Consider the following 13,890-nt stretch of genomic DNA (forward strand, 5'->3'; position numbering starts at 1 on the left):
GCCACAGCCGCAAGGCACGGTTCGCCGGCCGCATTCCAGCAGCTCACGACGGCGTGAGTCACGCTCGCGGCGCCCGAGCACCAGGCCTTGGTGCCGGTCAGGCGAACGCGATGGCCCTCTGTCGCGTCGAGCACCACACGCGCGTCGGGCGGCTCCGCGCACCAAGTGCCCCAGCGCGCACCCACGGGTGCGGCCGACGCGGCGCCGAGTTCGGCGAGGATGGCGAGTGCATCGGTATGCCCTTCGAACAGCTTCACCAACGAAAGGTCATGGGCCGCCACCTCGGCCAGCACACGCCAGCGCGCCAGGGTCCGGCCGGCACCCGGTCTTGGCAGCACGTCGATGCCCGCGTCGACCAGATGCTTCAGCGCGAGGTCGCGCCCATGGCGAAGCTGCAGTTGCCGCAAGGCATCGGCGAGCGCGGGTTCGGACATGTGAAGTAGCGGCTATCGTTTGGAAGATCAAGCTTCTAGCACCCGCGCAATGACCCGCGCGTAGTCCATTCGCCCGCTTCGGCTGGATGTTTCCTTCGTCGGGCCCGGATTGTCCGTCGCCTACAGGACCGCCGCGCTTCTCCTGACGTGATGTGTCAGGCCCGCTCTCTATCTTCAGCGCCTGGCAATCCGATCTGCAACGACACGAGGGCTCGACCATGCTAGGTATCGTCATTCCGGCGCACAACGAGGAGCAACTGATTCGCGAATGTCTGTCTGCGGTGCGCACCGCATCGCAGCATCCCGCACTGATGGGAGAGCCCGTGGAGACGATCGTGACGTTGGACGACTGCACGGACGCCACCGGCATCCTGGCCTCTTGTTGCGGTGCCGCTACCGTGGCCATTCGCGCGCGAAATGTCGGCATGGCTCGGGCCGTGGGTGCGACGGCTCTCCTGGCAAGGGGAGCGAGATGGCTGGCCTTCACCGATGCCGATACGCTGGTTTCCGAAGACTGGCTTGCGGCTCAACTTTCTCTTCAGACGGACGTTGTATGCGGAACGGTGTCCGTGCTGGACTGGTCGCCTCACGGCCGCCATGCGGCGCTGCTCCAGACGCACTTCCAGGAGACCTATTTCGACCGGGAATCCCATCGCCATATTCATGGCGCAAACCTTGGCGTGTCAGCGGCGGCATATCTTCGCGTCGGCGGATTCAGGCACCTCGCGTGCAGTGAGGACGTCTCCCTGGTGAATGCGCTGGTCGGCGCCGGCTGCAGCGTTGCCTGGAGTTCGCTGCCGCGGGTTGTGACCAGCGCGCGCACCGATGCGCGGGCGCGCGGCGGTTTTGCAGGCGCGCTGCTGAACGCCGTGGCGCAACGCCTGGCCGAATCCACGGGTTGCGCGATGCGGCCGGCCATTGCTGCTGGCGCGTGATGCCATGACATTCCAAGATCGCAGCCGCGGGTGAGGCACTCCATTGGTCATGCCCGGGCAGCGGGGATCGATGATCAAGGAAACCGGATATGGATCTCGGGAAACTTGTCGTCGTAGAACGCGAGCCTTGCCTTCAGAGCCCGGTGCTCGTCGTACGGGTCCTCGTAGGTCCAGACGGCGTCTTCCAGCCGCCTTTCTCCGAGATTCAAGCCGTAGTAGTTCGCCACACCCTTGAACGGGCATTCGGTGGTCGTTTTCGAGCGTTCCAGTTTCTCCATGCGGACATCGGAGCGCAGGAAGTAGTAGCGCACGGGAGACTTGTCTTCGTCAACCTTGATGACGTCGCTCGAAGTGGCCAGGACAACACCCTCCACTTCGACTTCGACAGGCCGATGAAGGTGTTCTTCCCGGACCTGGTGATCGGGCCATTTTTGATGGCCAGGGGATTGGCTCATTTGCATGCTCCTAGTGGGACGGCTTCGCGCCGGAAGCTCGGCCTGGGCGAACTCGCTTCGACTGGCCACCGCCCGCCGCACCGCTTGCGGCCGATTGACTGGAGCGGTCGGGCTCGGCCGGCTGCGAAATTCGTGCGAGAGGCTCACCGGCTTGCGATGCCTGGCCTTTCGCGGCGGCATCGCCGAGGGACAGGACGCCGACCAGGCGCCTGTCCCGGTCGATCACCGGAAGACGGCGAATCTGTAACTCGCTCATCGTGCGCAGGGCTTCTTCGACGGTGCTGTCATCGAAACACCAGCGGACCTCTCCGGTCATGATCACGTCCAGATGCGTACGGTCAGGCGACAGCCTTTGGGCGACGCCACGCACCGCGATGTCGCGGTCGGTGATCACGCCGACGAGACGCTCCCCGTCGCATACGAGCAACACGCCCACATCCAGTTCCTCCATTGCCTGTGCGGCATCGCAGAGCGTGTCCGTGGGGGCGGCCGTGCGAACACCGCGTGTCATCAATTCGTTGACTTGGGTCAAGGTGAACTCCTTGGGTCGATGCGTCCAGCCTCGCGGGCGACATGCCTGCGATGAGAAGCCGACGCAACTTCAGGCCACGGTAGCGGGGCGACGCGGCGCCGTTGTCAGGCCATGAATGGGGTCGAAGTGGGAATTGGCTGGCGTGTGCGAGCGTCGGTGGTGGCCTGTCGGTACCGCGCATCGGCGGTGTCGCCACTTGTTGCGATGCGTGATTCGCACTGGTATGTGGATACGGAGCTCTCCTACACAGTTCGTTTTGTCGCCGTTTCATCGTCCGATTTCCCCGCAACTCGATTGGAGAGCCCACGATGCCCACTTCCCGACGCGCAGAGCCAGATGCCTGCAGCCTCCTCGACGCCGACCACCGCAGCGTCAAGAAGATGTTCAAGGAATACGAAGAACTCGCTCATTCGCGCGCCGCTTCCTCGGAGCGGAAAAAGCGCGAGCTTGCCGACGAGATTTGCATGGCGCTGACCGTCCACGCTCAGATCGAGGAGGAAATCTTCTATCCCTCGCTGCGCGAAGCCATCAAGGAAACGGACCTGCTCGATGAGGCCGAGGTCGAGCACGCCAGCGCCAAGGACCTGATCGTGCAGATCCAGGAGGCCACCGATGTCGACGACAAGTTCGACGCCAAGGTGATGGTGCTGGGCGAATATATCGATCATCACGTGAAGGAAGAGCGCAACGAGATCTTCGTGAAGGCGCGCGCCGCCCGTGGCCTCGACCTGGTCGCCATGCGCGAGCAGCTGGCTGCCCGCAAGGAGGAGCTGATGGAAGAGCTTGGCGCCACGGCCTGAGTTCCTGTCGTCGCTTCACCAAGCCGGAAACGTGCAGGAGCGCAAGCTTGGTAAGACCATCCGGACGAACGGCGAGGCCGCGCGGCGAAATTCGCATCGGGATTTCCGGATGGCGCTATGCACCATGGCGCGGGCGCTTCTATCCACCCGGGCTGGCGCAGCGAAAAGAACTCGCTTTCGCCTCCCGGATGCTGCCGAGCATCGAACTCAACGGATCGTTCTATTCCCTGCAGCGCCCCGAGTCGTACCGGGCATGGCACGACGAGACGCCCGACGGCTTCGTGTTCGCCGTCAAAGGGTCGCGCTACATCACGCACATGCGTCAGCTTGACGACGTGCACACGGCACTGGCCAATTTCTTCGCATCGGGCGTGCTGGCGCTGGGCAAGAAGCTGGGGCCTGTGCTCTGGCAGCTTCCGCCACGCATGCGCTACGACCCCGACCGGATGGAGCGCTTCCTGTCGCTCCTGCCGCGTGATGCGAAGTCGGCGGCGGCGTTGGCCCGGAAACACGACGATCAGGTGAAGGGCCGGTCTGTGCTGAAGGCGGCTCGCGGGCTTCGAATCCGGCACGCCATCGAGGTGCGAAATCGCAGCTTTGTCGATCCCGGGTTCGTTGCCACGCTGCGCCGCCATGGCGTGGCCCTGGTGGTGGCCGACACCGCGGGAAGGTGGCCCCTGCTGGAGGACATCACCGCGGATTTCGTTTATGTGCGGCTGCATGGCGACAAGGAGCTCTATGCCAGCGGATACAGCGATGCAGCACTCGATCACTGGGCGGCGCGCATCGACGCCTGGCGCAAGGGTCGCCAGGTGCCCGATGCCAGGCTGGCTTCGACCACCGCCGCGCGGCGCGGCAGGCGCGACGTGTATTGCTACTTCGACAACGACACCAAGGTGCGCGCTCCCTACGATGCCGCCCACCTGGCAATGCGCCTTGGCCTTGCCACCGGCCTGGGCGACGACGACAAGTTCGCGACGAAGTTCGATGCAGGCAGCACCGAACTTGCTGCGGCGTCCTACAAGAGCGCCTGATCTCGCGCTTTACGTTTTGACTCCCTTCGAACCCAACCACGTACAAAACCATGGCCAAACAACCCAAGGCGAGTGCGCCGCCTTCCGTCGCACTCGATGCAGCCCGCGCCGCGGCACGCAACACTGACAGCGGCCCCGCGCACCCGGCGCCGCCTGCTGCAGGCAAGGGCGACATTCCCGCGCAAAAGGCGATCGACACGCAGGCACTTGCCGCGGCAATGCCCGCCAACAGCAACAAGCCGCTCGAACACACACCGTCCGCGCCCGTCGGCCTCAGCGCAAAGCCAGCTTCGCGTCTGCCCACCGGCAGCACGCCGTCGGAGTCGAATGCATCCGGCAAGACGGGGGCGGTGGCGCCCGAAGGCACGAATGCCACCATCGGCACCCTGGACCGTGTGCGCGTCGATTCCAGTGGCGAACGGCTCACCACCAACCAGGGCGTGCCGGTTGCGGACAACCAGAACTCGCTCAGGGCCGGCGCGCGAGGGCCGGTGCTGCTGGAAGACTTCATCCTGCGCGAGAAGATCACGCACTTCGACCACGAGCGCATTCCCGAGCGCATCGTGCATGCGCGGGGCTCGGGCGCGCACGGCTTCTTCGAGTGCTACGAGCCGCTGACGAAGCACACCAAGGCGGCGCCGTTCCAGGCGGCCGGCAAGGTGACGCCGGTGTTCGTGCGCTTCTCGACCGTGGCCGGCGAGCGCGGCTCCAAGGACACGGCGCGCGACGTGCGCGGCTTCGCCGTCAAGTTCTACACCGACGAGGGCAACTGGGACCTGGTCGGCAACAACATGCCGGTGTTCTTCATCCAGGACGCGATGAAGTTCCCCGACCTCGTGCATGCCGTGAAGCCCGAGCCGCACCATGCGATGCCGCAGGCGGCCTCGGCGCACGACACCTTCTGGGACTTCGTCTCGCTCATGCCCGAGAGCACCCACATGCTGATGTGGCAGATGAGCGACCGCGCCATTCCGCGCAGCTACCGCACGATGCAGGGCTTCGGCGTGCACACCTTCCGGCTTGTCAACGACGCGGGCGAATCTGTGCTCGTGAAGTTCCACTGGCAACCCAAGCTCGGCACGCATTCGCTGGTGTGGGACGAGGCGGTGAAGATCTCCGGCGCCGACCCCGACTACCACCGCCGCGACCTGTGGGAGGCCATCGACGCCGGCGAGTACCCCGAATGGGAACTGGGCCTGCAGATCTTCACGGAAGAGCAAGCTAGGCAATTCAGCTTCGACATCCTCGACGCCACCAAGATCGTTCCCGAGGAACTGGTGCCGGTGCAGATCGTCGGGAGGATGGTGCTCAACCGGAACCCCGACAACTTCTTCGCCGAGACCGAGCAGGTCGCGTTCTGTGCGGCGCACGTGGTACCCGGCATCGATTTCACCAACGATCCGCTGCTGGCGGGACGCATCCACTCCTACGTGGACACACAGATCACGCGCCTGGGCGGCCCAAACTTCCATGAGCTGCCCATCAATTCGCCGATTGCACCGGTTCACAACAACCAGCGTGACGGCATGCACCGCCAAGCTGTCCATCGCGGGCGCACGGCATACGAGCCCAATTCGCTCGGCGGCGGCTGCCCGTTCCAGGCCGGCGCTGCACAGGGCTTCGTGAGCATCGCGAAGCGTCTCGATGCCAAGGAGAGCAGCGACAAGGTGCGGGCCAAGCCAGAGAAGTTCGCCGACCATTACACGCAGGCCACGCTCTTCTTCGAGAGCCAGACGCCCGAGGAACAGGCACACATCGCCGCCGCCTTTCGCTTCGAGCTGTCCAAGGTGACGGTGCCAGCGGTTCGCGAGCGCGTCGTTGCAAGCCTGCTGAATGTGTCGTCCGAGCTTGCGGCCAAGGTGGCGCAAGGGCTGGGCATGGAACTGCCCGCGCCACTGCCCACGGCGCTGGAAACACCGGCCACGCCCGAGGTCGACAGATCGCCCGCGCTCTCGTTGATGGCTCGCCCGGGCGAAGGTGGCATCCGAACGCGCAAGATCGCAATCCTCGTGGCCGATGGCGCAGAAGGCGCATCCATCGGCAAGCTGGTGACAGCGTTGGTGCAGGCGGGCGCCGTGCCACGGTTGATCGGGCCGCGCCTCGGTACCTACATCGCCGCGGGCGGAGAGAAGCTCGAAGCCGATGCCAGCATGGAGAACAGCCCCGGCTTCCTCTTCGATGCGCTGGTGCTGCCCGACGGCCTCGCGGCCACGGAGGCGCTGGCCGCCGTTGGCCACTCGATGGAATTCGTGAAGGACCAGTACCGACACTGCAAGACCATCCTCGCACTCGGTGCATCGCAGGCCCTGCTGGCCGAGGCCGGCATTCCGATGAGCTTGCCGGACGGATCGGCCGACCCGGGGCTGATCCTTGCGGATGCTGCGCATGCGGACACGGCCGCGAGCGACTTCATCGCCGCCGCAGGCATGCATCGCCATCCGGCACGTGATTCCGATCCGCCTCGGGTTTGAGCATCGCCGTGGAGAACCACCCGGCAACTGCGCCCGGGGCCGATGACCTCAGGCGGCCCGGCATGGCGCAAGGAACACGGGAGGCGTTGTCGGCAGAGCACCAGGGGTTCTGGAGGAAGCTCGGCCCCGGTCTGATCACCGGTGCGGCCGACGATGATCCCAGCGGCATCGCCACTTACACCCAGGCCGGCGCCAGGTTCGGCTACAGCTTGGGCTGGACGCTTCTGCTGACCTATCCACTGATGGCGGGCATCCAGCTCGCGAGCGCGCGCATCGGCCGGACCACGGGGCGCGGGCTGACCTCGGCCTTCGCTGTGCTCTGGCCGCGTCCGGTGGTGATGGCCGCAGTGATGCTGCTGCTCGTCGCCAACGTCGTCAATCTCGCGGCCGACCTGGGGGCCATGGCAGAGGTCATGCGACTCGCGATCGGCGGGCCGGAGGCCGCGTATGCACTGGCCTTCGGAGCGATCTCGCTCGGCTTGCAGGCCTGGCTGCCTTACCGCCGCTACGTGCGCATCCTGAAGTGGCTGACGTTATCGCTGCTCGCCTATGTCGGTGTTGCCATGGTTGCGAATGTGGACTGGGGGGCGGCGTTCGCGGGCGCCTTGCTGCCGCGCATTCAGTGGGACTCCGAGACGGTCAGGATGGTCGTGGCGATTCTTGGGACGACGATCAGTCCGTACCTTTTCTTCTGGCAGGCGGCGCAGGAGGTCGAGGAGATCGAACGGGTCACGCAGGACCAGCCGCTCACGAAGGCACCCCGCCAGGCACCGGCGCAGTTGCGGCGGCTGCGGTTCGATACCTGGCTTGGCATGGGCTTTTCCAACGGCATCGCTTTCTTCATGATGCTGGCGGCGGCCGCCACACTGCATGCGGACGGCCAACTGAATATCGAATCGACGGCGCAGGCCGCTGAGGCGCTGCGGCCGGTCGCGGGCGATGCGGCCTTCGTGCTGTTCGCGCTCGGCATCCTGGGCACCGGGTTGCTGGCCTTGCCGGTGCTTGCCGGGTCCGCAGCCTATGCCTGCGCCGAATTTCTGAAGGTGCGACGAGGGCTCGAGAAACCGGTGGGAGCCGCGCCGGCGTTCTACGCAATCCTCGCCGCGGCCATGGTGTGTGGCATCGGCATCAGTCTCGTCGGCGTCGATCCGATGAAGGCGCTGGTGTGGGCGGCCGTGATCAACTCGCTGATGTCGGTGCCGATCATGGTCGGCGTGATGCTTGCAGCGGGAAGTCGCAGGCTCATGGGTGAGTTGCTGCTGCCGCTGGGGTGGCGTGTGCTGGGTTGGGCCGCCACCGCCGCCATGGCAGCAGCGTCGGTCGCGTTCATCTTCATGAGCCTGGCTTCGTAGATGCCGTCTCGGGTTGGATATCGTACGCAAGCCGGACCTCCTCCAGGCATTGCTGCGCGTTCGCGAAACACTCTCGAAGGTGCTCTGGTGTTGGTTCAGGATAGCCAGGCGGGGGGCGCAAGGCGTTGCCGAGCCTTTCCCATGCAGCTTCCCACGACAGTTTGGCAATAGCACGCGACTCGGGAGAGGCAGGCATCAAGTGCTCCAACGATTGAAAGGCCGATGATGAGCGTGCCGGACGTATCAGGCAAGGGCGATGAAGAGGCCTCGAACGAGAGGCTTCACAGCGGCGTCTGCGCGATGGTGTGCACAAAGCAAAGCTTGTGCCCCTCGGGGTCGAGGCAATACGCCGCATAAAAGTCCGGCGCGTATCGTGGTCGGAGGCCCGGGGCACCCTGGTCCAAGGCACCGTGCGCGAGGGAAGTTGCCCAGGCGGCATCGACCACGGACCGCGAGGAGGCCAGAAAACTCACCTGACTGCCGTTGCCGCACGAGGGGGCTTGGCCGTTGACCGGAGCCCCGATGACGAACTGCGGCCAGCGCCGGCCCGGGTGCTGCCAGTAGACACCTGCCGCCCCGACGTGCGAAAGATCGACGGCCCGCCGGAGTTCGAAGTGCGCAAGCACGGGATCGTAGAACTCGCACATCCTCGCAAGGTCTCTCACGCCGATCTGTATGTGGGCGAACATGTTCAGCGTCACCTCTTGGCGGCTTTGCCCCGTAGCGGAACCAGGCGGATGCGCGACGCCGCCGTCGTAGGCAGCTTCTGGAACTTCTCCAGCTGGCGCAGCACGGTGTCGTTTCGCGCCACCGATTGCGAAGCCACGCAGTCCCGCGGCACCACCACGGCAAGATCGCGCATCACCGCCTCCATGGCCGTCGCGAGCACGCACTGGTCGCTGGCCACGCCGGTCAGGATCAGGCGGCGTGCTTTCAGGTGCTGCAGCAGCAGCTCGAGCGGCGTGCCGAAAAAGGCGGAGTGCTTGGGCTTCAGCACGAAGTAGTCGTCGGCCTGGGGCTGCAGCGCGCTCGTGATCGCGGCACCCGCTCCCCCCTCGTCCAGCGACAGTTCCACCAGCGACGGGAAGTCCGAGCGCCAGCGGCCACGGTTGTCGTTGGCATAGATGACGGGAACGCCTGCGTTGCGGCAGCGGGCCTTGAGCGCGGCGATGCGCGGCGCAATGGCCGCAGCGGGCGGCAAGAGCTTCTGCGCGTCGGGAAAATCCCAGCAGTTGATCATGTCGATGATCAACAGCGCGGTGTGTCCTGCCGCGTTTTCGGGAGCGAGTACGCCGGAGGATCTGGAAGAGCGCGCAGGCATGAGCGGCAGTTCCGACTTCAGGCCCGCCGCTCCTGCAGCCGCATCACCTTGTCGAGCGTCAGCGGGTAGTCGCGGATGCGCACGCCCGTGGCGTTGTAGACCGCATTGGCTACTGCGGCGCCCGCGCCGCAGATGCCCAGTTCGCCCACGCCCTTGATCTTCAGTGGGTTGGTCTTGTCGTCTACCTCGTCGAGGAACACGGCCTCCACCGCCGGGATGTCGGCATGCGCGGGCACGTGGTATTCCGCCAGGTCGTGGTTCACGAAAGCGCCGTATCGCGGGTCGATCACCGCGTCTTCGAAGAGTGCGGAGCCCACGCCCCAGATCATCGCGCCGGTGGCCTGGCTGGTGGCTGTCTTCATGTTCAGGATGCGGCCTGCGGCAAACATGCCGAGCATGCGGCGCAGGCGGATCTCGCCGGTGTCCATGTCAACCGCCACTTCGGCAAAGTGCGCACCATAGGCCTGCTGCGAGAACTTCTTGCCCATGTCGCCTTTGCCGATCTGTCCGTCGGCGCGCAGGCCGATGGTGCCGGCCAGCGCACCCAGCGTTTCGCAGCGGGTTCTGGTGCTGGCGCGTCCGTCTGCGAACACCACCTCGTCAGGCTTCGCGCCGAGCCGGCGCGCCAGCTGCCCGCGCAGATTGGTGCAGGCGTCGAACAGCGCCGAGCCCGCACTCGCCGCGCCCCATGAGCCGCCCGATCCGGGCGTTTCCGGAAAGTCGCTGTCTCCGAGTTCCATGCGAACGTTCTGCACCGGCAGGCCGAGCATCTCGGCCGCGACTTGCGTGAGCACCGTGTAGCTGCCCGTACCGATGTCGGTCATGGCCATGCGTGCCGTAAGCACGCCCTGACGGTCGAGCGATACCGTGCACTTCGCGTCCATCAGGTAGTTGTTGCGCGTGGCGGCGGCAAAGCCCATGCCGATCAGCCGGCGGCCTTCGCGCACCGTGCCCGGCACCGCATTGCGGCGGCTCCAGCCGAAGCGCTCGGCGCCCTCCCTCATGCAGCGCGCCAGCTGCCGCGTGGAGAACGGAATGTTCTTCTCCGGGTCCATGGCGGGCTCGTTGCGCAGCCGCAGCTCGATGGGGTCGAGCCTGAGCTTCTCGGCCAGCTCGTCCATGGCCTGTTCGAGTGCCAGCATGCCGACCGCCTCGCCGGGCGCGCGCGTGGAATCGGAAACCGGCAGATCGAGCTTGACGACCCGGTGCGTGGTGAGCCGGTTCGGCGCGGCGTAGAGCGAGCGCGTCTGGGCGCTGGCCGTTTCGTAGAAGTCGTCGAAGCGCGCGCTGTGCGAATGCGAGTCGTGTGCGATGGCGGTGAGCCTGCCGTCGGGCGTGGCGCCCAGGCGCAGGCGCTGGATCGTCTGGCTGCGGTGGGTGGTGAAGTGAAACATCTGCTGCCGCGTGAGCGCGGTCTTCACCGGGCGCTGCAGCTGCCGCGCGGCCATGGCGGAAAGCATCAGGTCGCCGTACACCGGCAGCTTGCCTCCGAAGCCGCCGCCGATGTAGCGGCTCACGATGCGCACCTTGGAGGGCGGGATCTGCAAGGTGTTGGCAACGGCGTTCTGCGCACTTTCCAGCAACTGCGAGGCGCAATGCACCGTCACGCGGTCGCCGCTCCACCATGCGAGGGTGGCGTGCGGCTCCATCTGCGCATGGATGTGGTGGGGCGTGGTGTAGGTCGCATCGACCTGCACCGGCGCGGCCGCGAAGGCGCCGTCGAAATCGCCGATGCGGCTGTCGGCCTTCTGCATCTCGTCGTCCTTGGGCTTTTCGGCCTTGCCGCGCGCGGCGGCGAGATCGTATTCGCCAGGCTCGGCGTCGTAGCGGATGCGGATCAGCTGCGCGGCCGCGCGCGCGATCTCGAAGCTCTCGGCCACCACGAAAGCCACGGCCTCGCCGTAGTAGCGCACCTTGTCGTTCGCCAGTTGCGGCGTGGCGCGTGCGAAGCGGTCCTTGGCATCGATGGGACCCCACGGCGCCTGCTTCGGCGCATTGCGGTGCGTCATCACCAGCAGCACGCCGGGCGCCTTCTCGGCGGCCGAAGCATCGATCTCGGCGACCGTGCCCCTGGCGATGGTTGCTTCGACGATGAAGCCATAGGCTGGCTTGCCCGGCGCCTCCTGCACCTCGTGGGCGTAGGGCGCCTTGCCGGTCACTTTGAGGCGCCCATCGACGCGGTCGATGGGCTTGCCGATCAGGCTGCTGCGGTTTTCGTCGATCGGATTGCGGGCGGCGGGTGCTGTCATGTCCATGGCGTGTCTTTCTCAGGCTGTCCGTGCGGCTTCGTCGATGGTGATCTGCAGCGTGCGGCGCAGCAGCGGGAGCTTGAAGTCGTTGTGGCCGAAGCCGCGCGCACCCGCCAGCACGGTGTCGCTGGCAGCGTTGACGGTGGCTTCGTCGAGCACGGTGCCAGCGAGGCGGGCCTCGGCCGCTTCCACGCGCCACGGCTTGTGCGCGAGGCCGCCGAAGGCCATGCGCGCCGAACGGATGCGTCCGCCGCTGGCATCGACGATCGCAGCTACCGAAACCAGCGCAAAGGCATAGGAGGCGCGGTCGCGCACCTTGCGGTACACGTGGTGGCCGGGCAGGGGCGGCGGCAGGGTCACGGCGGTGATCATTTCGCCGGGCTGCAGGTTGGTGTCGATGTGCGGCGTGTTGCCGGGCAAGCGGTGGAAGTCGGCAATCGGAATCACGCGGCGCGTTCTGCTGGGCATCACCGTCTCCACCTGGGCGTCGAGCACGCGCATGGCCACCGCCATGTCCGATGGATGCGTGGCAATGCATTGGTCGCTCGCGCCCAGCACCGCATGCATGCGGTTGTAGCCCTGCAGTGCGGCGCAGCCCGAACCAGGCTGGCGCTTGTTGCAGGGGCGGGCGGTGTCGTAGAAGTAATAGCAGCGCGTGCGTTGCAGCAGGTTGCCGCCGGTGGTGGCCTTGTTGCGCAACTGGCCCGATGCGCCGGCAAGCAGCGCGCGGCTCAGCACCGCATAGTCACGGCGAATGCGCGCGTCCGCGGCCAGGTCCGAGTTGCGCACCATCGCGCCGATGCGCAAGCCGCCGTTCTCGCCGGGCTCGATGCGGTCGAGGCCGAGGCGGTTGATGTCGACCAGATGTGTCGGCGTCTCGATCTGCAGTTTCATCAGGTCGAGCAGGTTGGTGCCGCCGGCGATCATCCGTGCCCCGGGGCGGGCGGCCGCAGCCGCCGCGGCGGCGGGCGTGCCGGCGCGTTCGTAGGTAAAGGCCTTCATGAGCGCTCTCTCGATGCGTCCCTGATCGCGGCAACGATGTTCGGGTAGGCGCTGCAGCGGCATAGGTTGCCGCTCATGCGCTCGCGGATTTCCTCATCCGTCAGCGCGACGTTGCTGCTGTCCAGGTCGCGCGTGACATGGCTTGGCATGCCCAGCCTCGCCTCGGCCAGCATGCCCGCCGCCGAGCAGATCTGACCCGGCGTGCAGTAGCCGCACTGGAAGCCGTCGTGCTGAAGGAATGCTTGCTGGAGCGGGTGCAGCGTGTCGCCTTGCGCCATGCCTTCGATGGTGGTGACGGATTGGCCGTCATGCATCACGGCCAGTGTGAGGCAGGCATTGGTGCGGCGGCTGTCGATCAGCACCGTGCAGGCGCCGCACTGGCCATGGTCGCAGCCCTTTTTCGAGCCTGTCATGCGAAGGTTCTCGCGCAGGGCATCGAGCAGGGAGGTGCGGGTGTCGACTTCAAGGTGATGCGCCTGCCCGTTGATCTGCAACTGCACCTGCATACGCTGTGGCGGCAACTCGGCAGCTACCGGGGCTGCCGCGGGAGCGGCCTGCGCATGTGCCATCAAGGGGGCTTGGGCGCCCACGAGCAGCGCGCCTGACTGGAAGATGGCGCGGCGGGTCAGGCGGCCGGCACCGTGTTCGTCCGCGCCGACCAGGGGGGTCTCGAATTTCATGTGGGAATCTCCAGGCGGCGCGGGACGAAGGGGGCGAAAAACACGCGCCTGAAGAAAATCCTAGAAAGCGCCTCGCGGCCCGCAACGCGCGTTCGCGCTGTCGTGATGTAGGCACAGGCCGACGGTGGCGCCGTGCCTCGGGGGGCCCCTCTCAGGCGGGCATGCGCAGCCGAAGCGCATAGCGATCCAGGTAGCTTGAACGCGGCGCCTCGGGGTGACCATCGATGTGCTCCGGCATCTCAAAGATGCAGCTCGACCTCTACGCGCGAGGCGCGTTGCCGCGGCTCCTCGACGGCCACGACGATCCGGCCTTCCATCCGCTGGAATCGCAGGTCCAGATGGCTGCGCCCGACATTGAGCCGTTCGACGCGCACGTGCTCGATATCGGCGGGAAGCTGTGGCTTGACGATGCGCACCTTGTTTTCCATGGCATCGATGTCCAAGCCAAGGCAGGCTTGCAGCAGCCTGAACGCGGAGCCGGCTGCCCATGCGGCGGACCGGCAGGCTTGCCGCGGAGGCTCTAGCCATGGTCGAGCCCTACGTCGTGCCGGGGGTGAGCACGGAGACGCTCGACCGGATCTGCCACGACCACATCGTGAATGTCCAGGGCGCCATTCCAGCGAAC

13 protein-coding genes and 2 pseudogenes are annotated in these 13,890 nt (G+C 66.3%); 6 read left to right on the plus strand and 9 right to left on the minus strand.

Annotated elements, in window-relative coordinates:
- A pseudogene (locus BMW87_RS34185) lies at positions 1-434 on the minus strand (acyl-CoA dehydrogenase); the annotation flags it as partial.
- A 218-nt stretch (positions 435-652) separates the two neighbouring features.
- Between BMW87_RS34185 and BMW87_RS34190 the strand changes: the two are divergent.
- The gene (locus BMW87_RS34190; RefSeq protein ID WP_093082951.1) at positions 653-1,369 is read left to right on the plus strand and encodes a glycosyltransferase family 2 protein; all 717 of its coding nucleotides are present in this window, start codon (positions 653-655) and stop codon (positions 1,367-1,369) included.
- 74 nt (positions 1,370-1,443) lie between these two features.
- On the opposite strand, the gene BMW87_RS34195 is transcribed toward BMW87_RS34190, so the two are convergent.
- Together BMW87_RS34195 and BMW87_RS34200 are read right to left on the minus strand one after the other, a co-directional pair.
- On the minus strand, positions 1,444-1,824 hold the full coding sequence (locus tag BMW87_RS34195) for a DUF427 domain-containing protein (RefSeq protein WP_093082954.1): 381 nt from the start codon (positions 1,822-1,824) through the stop codon (positions 1,444-1,446).
- Between the two features lie 10 nt (positions 1,825-1,834).
- The gene (locus BMW87_RS34200; protein WP_093082957.1) at positions 1,835-2,356 is read right to left on the minus strand and encodes a CBS domain-containing protein; all 522 of its coding nucleotides are present in this window, start codon (positions 2,354-2,356) and stop codon (positions 1,835-1,837) included.
- Positions 2,357-2,664: 308 nt separating this feature from the next.
- Between BMW87_RS34200 and BMW87_RS34205 the strand changes: the two genes are divergently transcribed.
- From BMW87_RS34205 to BMW87_RS34220, 4 genes are all read left to right on the plus strand, one after another.
- Positions 2,665-3,156 (plus strand): hemerythrin domain-containing protein, encoded by a 492-nt coding sequence (locus tag BMW87_RS34205; RefSeq protein WP_093082960.1) that lies wholly within the window; start codon positions 2,665-2,667, stop codon positions 3,154-3,156.
- Positions 3,157-3,203: 47 nt separating this feature from the next.
- Complete coding sequence (locus tag BMW87_RS34210; protein ID WP_093082963.1) at positions 3,204-4,190, plus strand: DUF72 domain-containing protein; 987 nt, start codon at positions 3,204-3,206, stop codon at positions 4,188-4,190.
- Between the two features lie 50 nt (positions 4,191-4,240).
- Positions 4,241-6,661, plus strand: coding sequence for a catalase (locus BMW87_RS34215; protein WP_093082966.1), 2,421 nt, complete (start codon positions 4,241-4,243; stop codon positions 6,659-6,661).
- 62 nt (positions 6,662-6,723) lie between these two features.
- Complete coding sequence (locus BMW87_RS34220) at positions 6,724-8,013, plus strand: Nramp family divalent metal transporter (protein ID WP_093082969.1); 1,290 nt, start codon at positions 6,724-6,726, stop codon at positions 8,011-8,013.
- A 281-nt stretch (positions 8,014-8,294) separates the two neighbouring features.
- Here the strand turns inward: BMW87_RS34220 and BMW87_RS34230 are convergent, their stop codons facing one another.
- The 6 genes from BMW87_RS34230 to BMW87_RS34255 all read right to left on the minus strand — a co-directional run bounded on the left by BMW87_RS34230 (position 8,295) and on the right by BMW87_RS34255 (position 13,708).
- On the minus strand, positions 8,295-8,714 hold the full coding sequence (locus BMW87_RS34230; RefSeq protein WP_256217040.1) for a VOC family protein: 420 nt from the start codon (positions 8,712-8,714) through the stop codon (positions 8,295-8,297).
- A complete protein-coding gene (locus BMW87_RS34235) occupies positions 8,711-9,334 on the minus strand; it encodes a cysteine hydrolase family protein (protein WP_093082974.1) in 624 nt (207 codons plus the stop codon). The genes BMW87_RS34230 and BMW87_RS34235 overlap by 4 nt, the downstream gene beginning before the upstream one ends.
- Before the next feature lie 17 nt (positions 9,335-9,351).
- Entirely contained in the window at positions 9,352-11,589 is a 2,238-nt protein-coding gene (locus BMW87_RS34240) for a xanthine dehydrogenase family protein molybdopterin-binding subunit (RefSeq protein WP_093082977.1), read from the minus strand.
- Between the two features lie 12 nt (positions 11,590-11,601).
- Entirely contained in the window at positions 11,602-12,585 is a 984-nt protein-coding gene (locus BMW87_RS34245) for an FAD binding domain-containing protein (protein WP_093082980.1), read from the minus strand.
- On the minus strand, positions 12,582-13,265 hold the full coding sequence (locus BMW87_RS34250; protein WP_093082983.1) for a 2Fe-2S iron-sulfur cluster-binding protein: 684 nt from the start codon (positions 13,263-13,265) through the stop codon (positions 12,582-12,584). Before BMW87_RS34250 ends, BMW87_RS34245 begins: the two co-directional genes overlap by 4 nt.
- 239 nt (positions 13,266-13,504) lie before the next feature.
- Complete coding sequence (locus BMW87_RS34255) at positions 13,505-13,708, minus strand: hypothetical protein (RefSeq protein WP_093082985.1); 204 nt, start codon at positions 13,706-13,708, stop codon at positions 13,505-13,507.
- A 44-nt stretch (positions 13,709-13,752) separates the two neighbouring features.
- On the opposite strand from BMW87_RS34255, the pseudogene BMW87_RS35690 reads away from it, so the two are divergent.
- Positions 13,753-13,890: pseudogene (locus tag BMW87_RS35690) on the plus strand (type I methionyl aminopeptidase); the annotation flags it as partial.

This window comes from Variovorax sp. OV084 (assembly GCF_900111625.1).
In the GTDB taxonomy this organism is placed as follows: domain Bacteria; phylum Pseudomonadota; class Gammaproteobacteria; order Burkholderiales; family Burkholderiaceae_C; genus Variovorax.

Bases quoted from the DNA above. Each gene is read 5' to 3' on its own strand.
- BMW87_RS34205 (WP_093082960.1), top strand. From the start codon at position 2,665: ATGCCCACTTCCCGACGCGCAGAGCCAGATGCCTGCAGCCTCCTCGAC.
- BMW87_RS34190 (WP_093082951.1), top strand. From the start codon at position 653: ATGCTAGGTATCGTCATTCCGGCGCACAACGAGGAGCAACTGATTCGC.
- BMW87_RS34245 (WP_093082980.1), bottom strand. From the start codon at position 12,585: ATGAAGGCCTTTACCTACGAACGCGCCGGCACGCCCGCCGCCGCGGCG.
- BMW87_RS34250 (WP_093082983.1), bottom strand. From the start codon at position 13,265: ATGAAATTCGAGACCCCCCTGGTCGGCGCGGACGAACACGGTGCCGGC.
- BMW87_RS34240 (WP_093082977.1), bottom strand. From the start codon at position 11,589: ATGGACATGACAGCACCCGCCGCCCGCAATCCGATCGACGAAAACCGC.
- BMW87_RS34235 (WP_093082974.1), bottom strand. From the start codon at position 9,334: ATGCCTGCGCGCTCTTCCAGATCCTCCGGCGTACTCGCTCCCGAAAAC.
- BMW87_RS34195 (WP_093082954.1), bottom strand. From the start codon at position 1,824: ATGAGCCAATCCCCTGGCCATCAAAAATGGCCCGATCACCAGGTCCGG.
- BMW87_RS34220 (WP_093082969.1), top strand. From the start codon at position 6,724: ATGGCGCAAGGAACACGGGAGGCGTTGTCGGCAGAGCACCAGGGGTTC.
- BMW87_RS34215 (WP_093082966.1), top strand. From the start codon at position 4,241: ATGGCCAAACAACCCAAGGCGAGTGCGCCGCCTTCCGTCGCACTCGAT.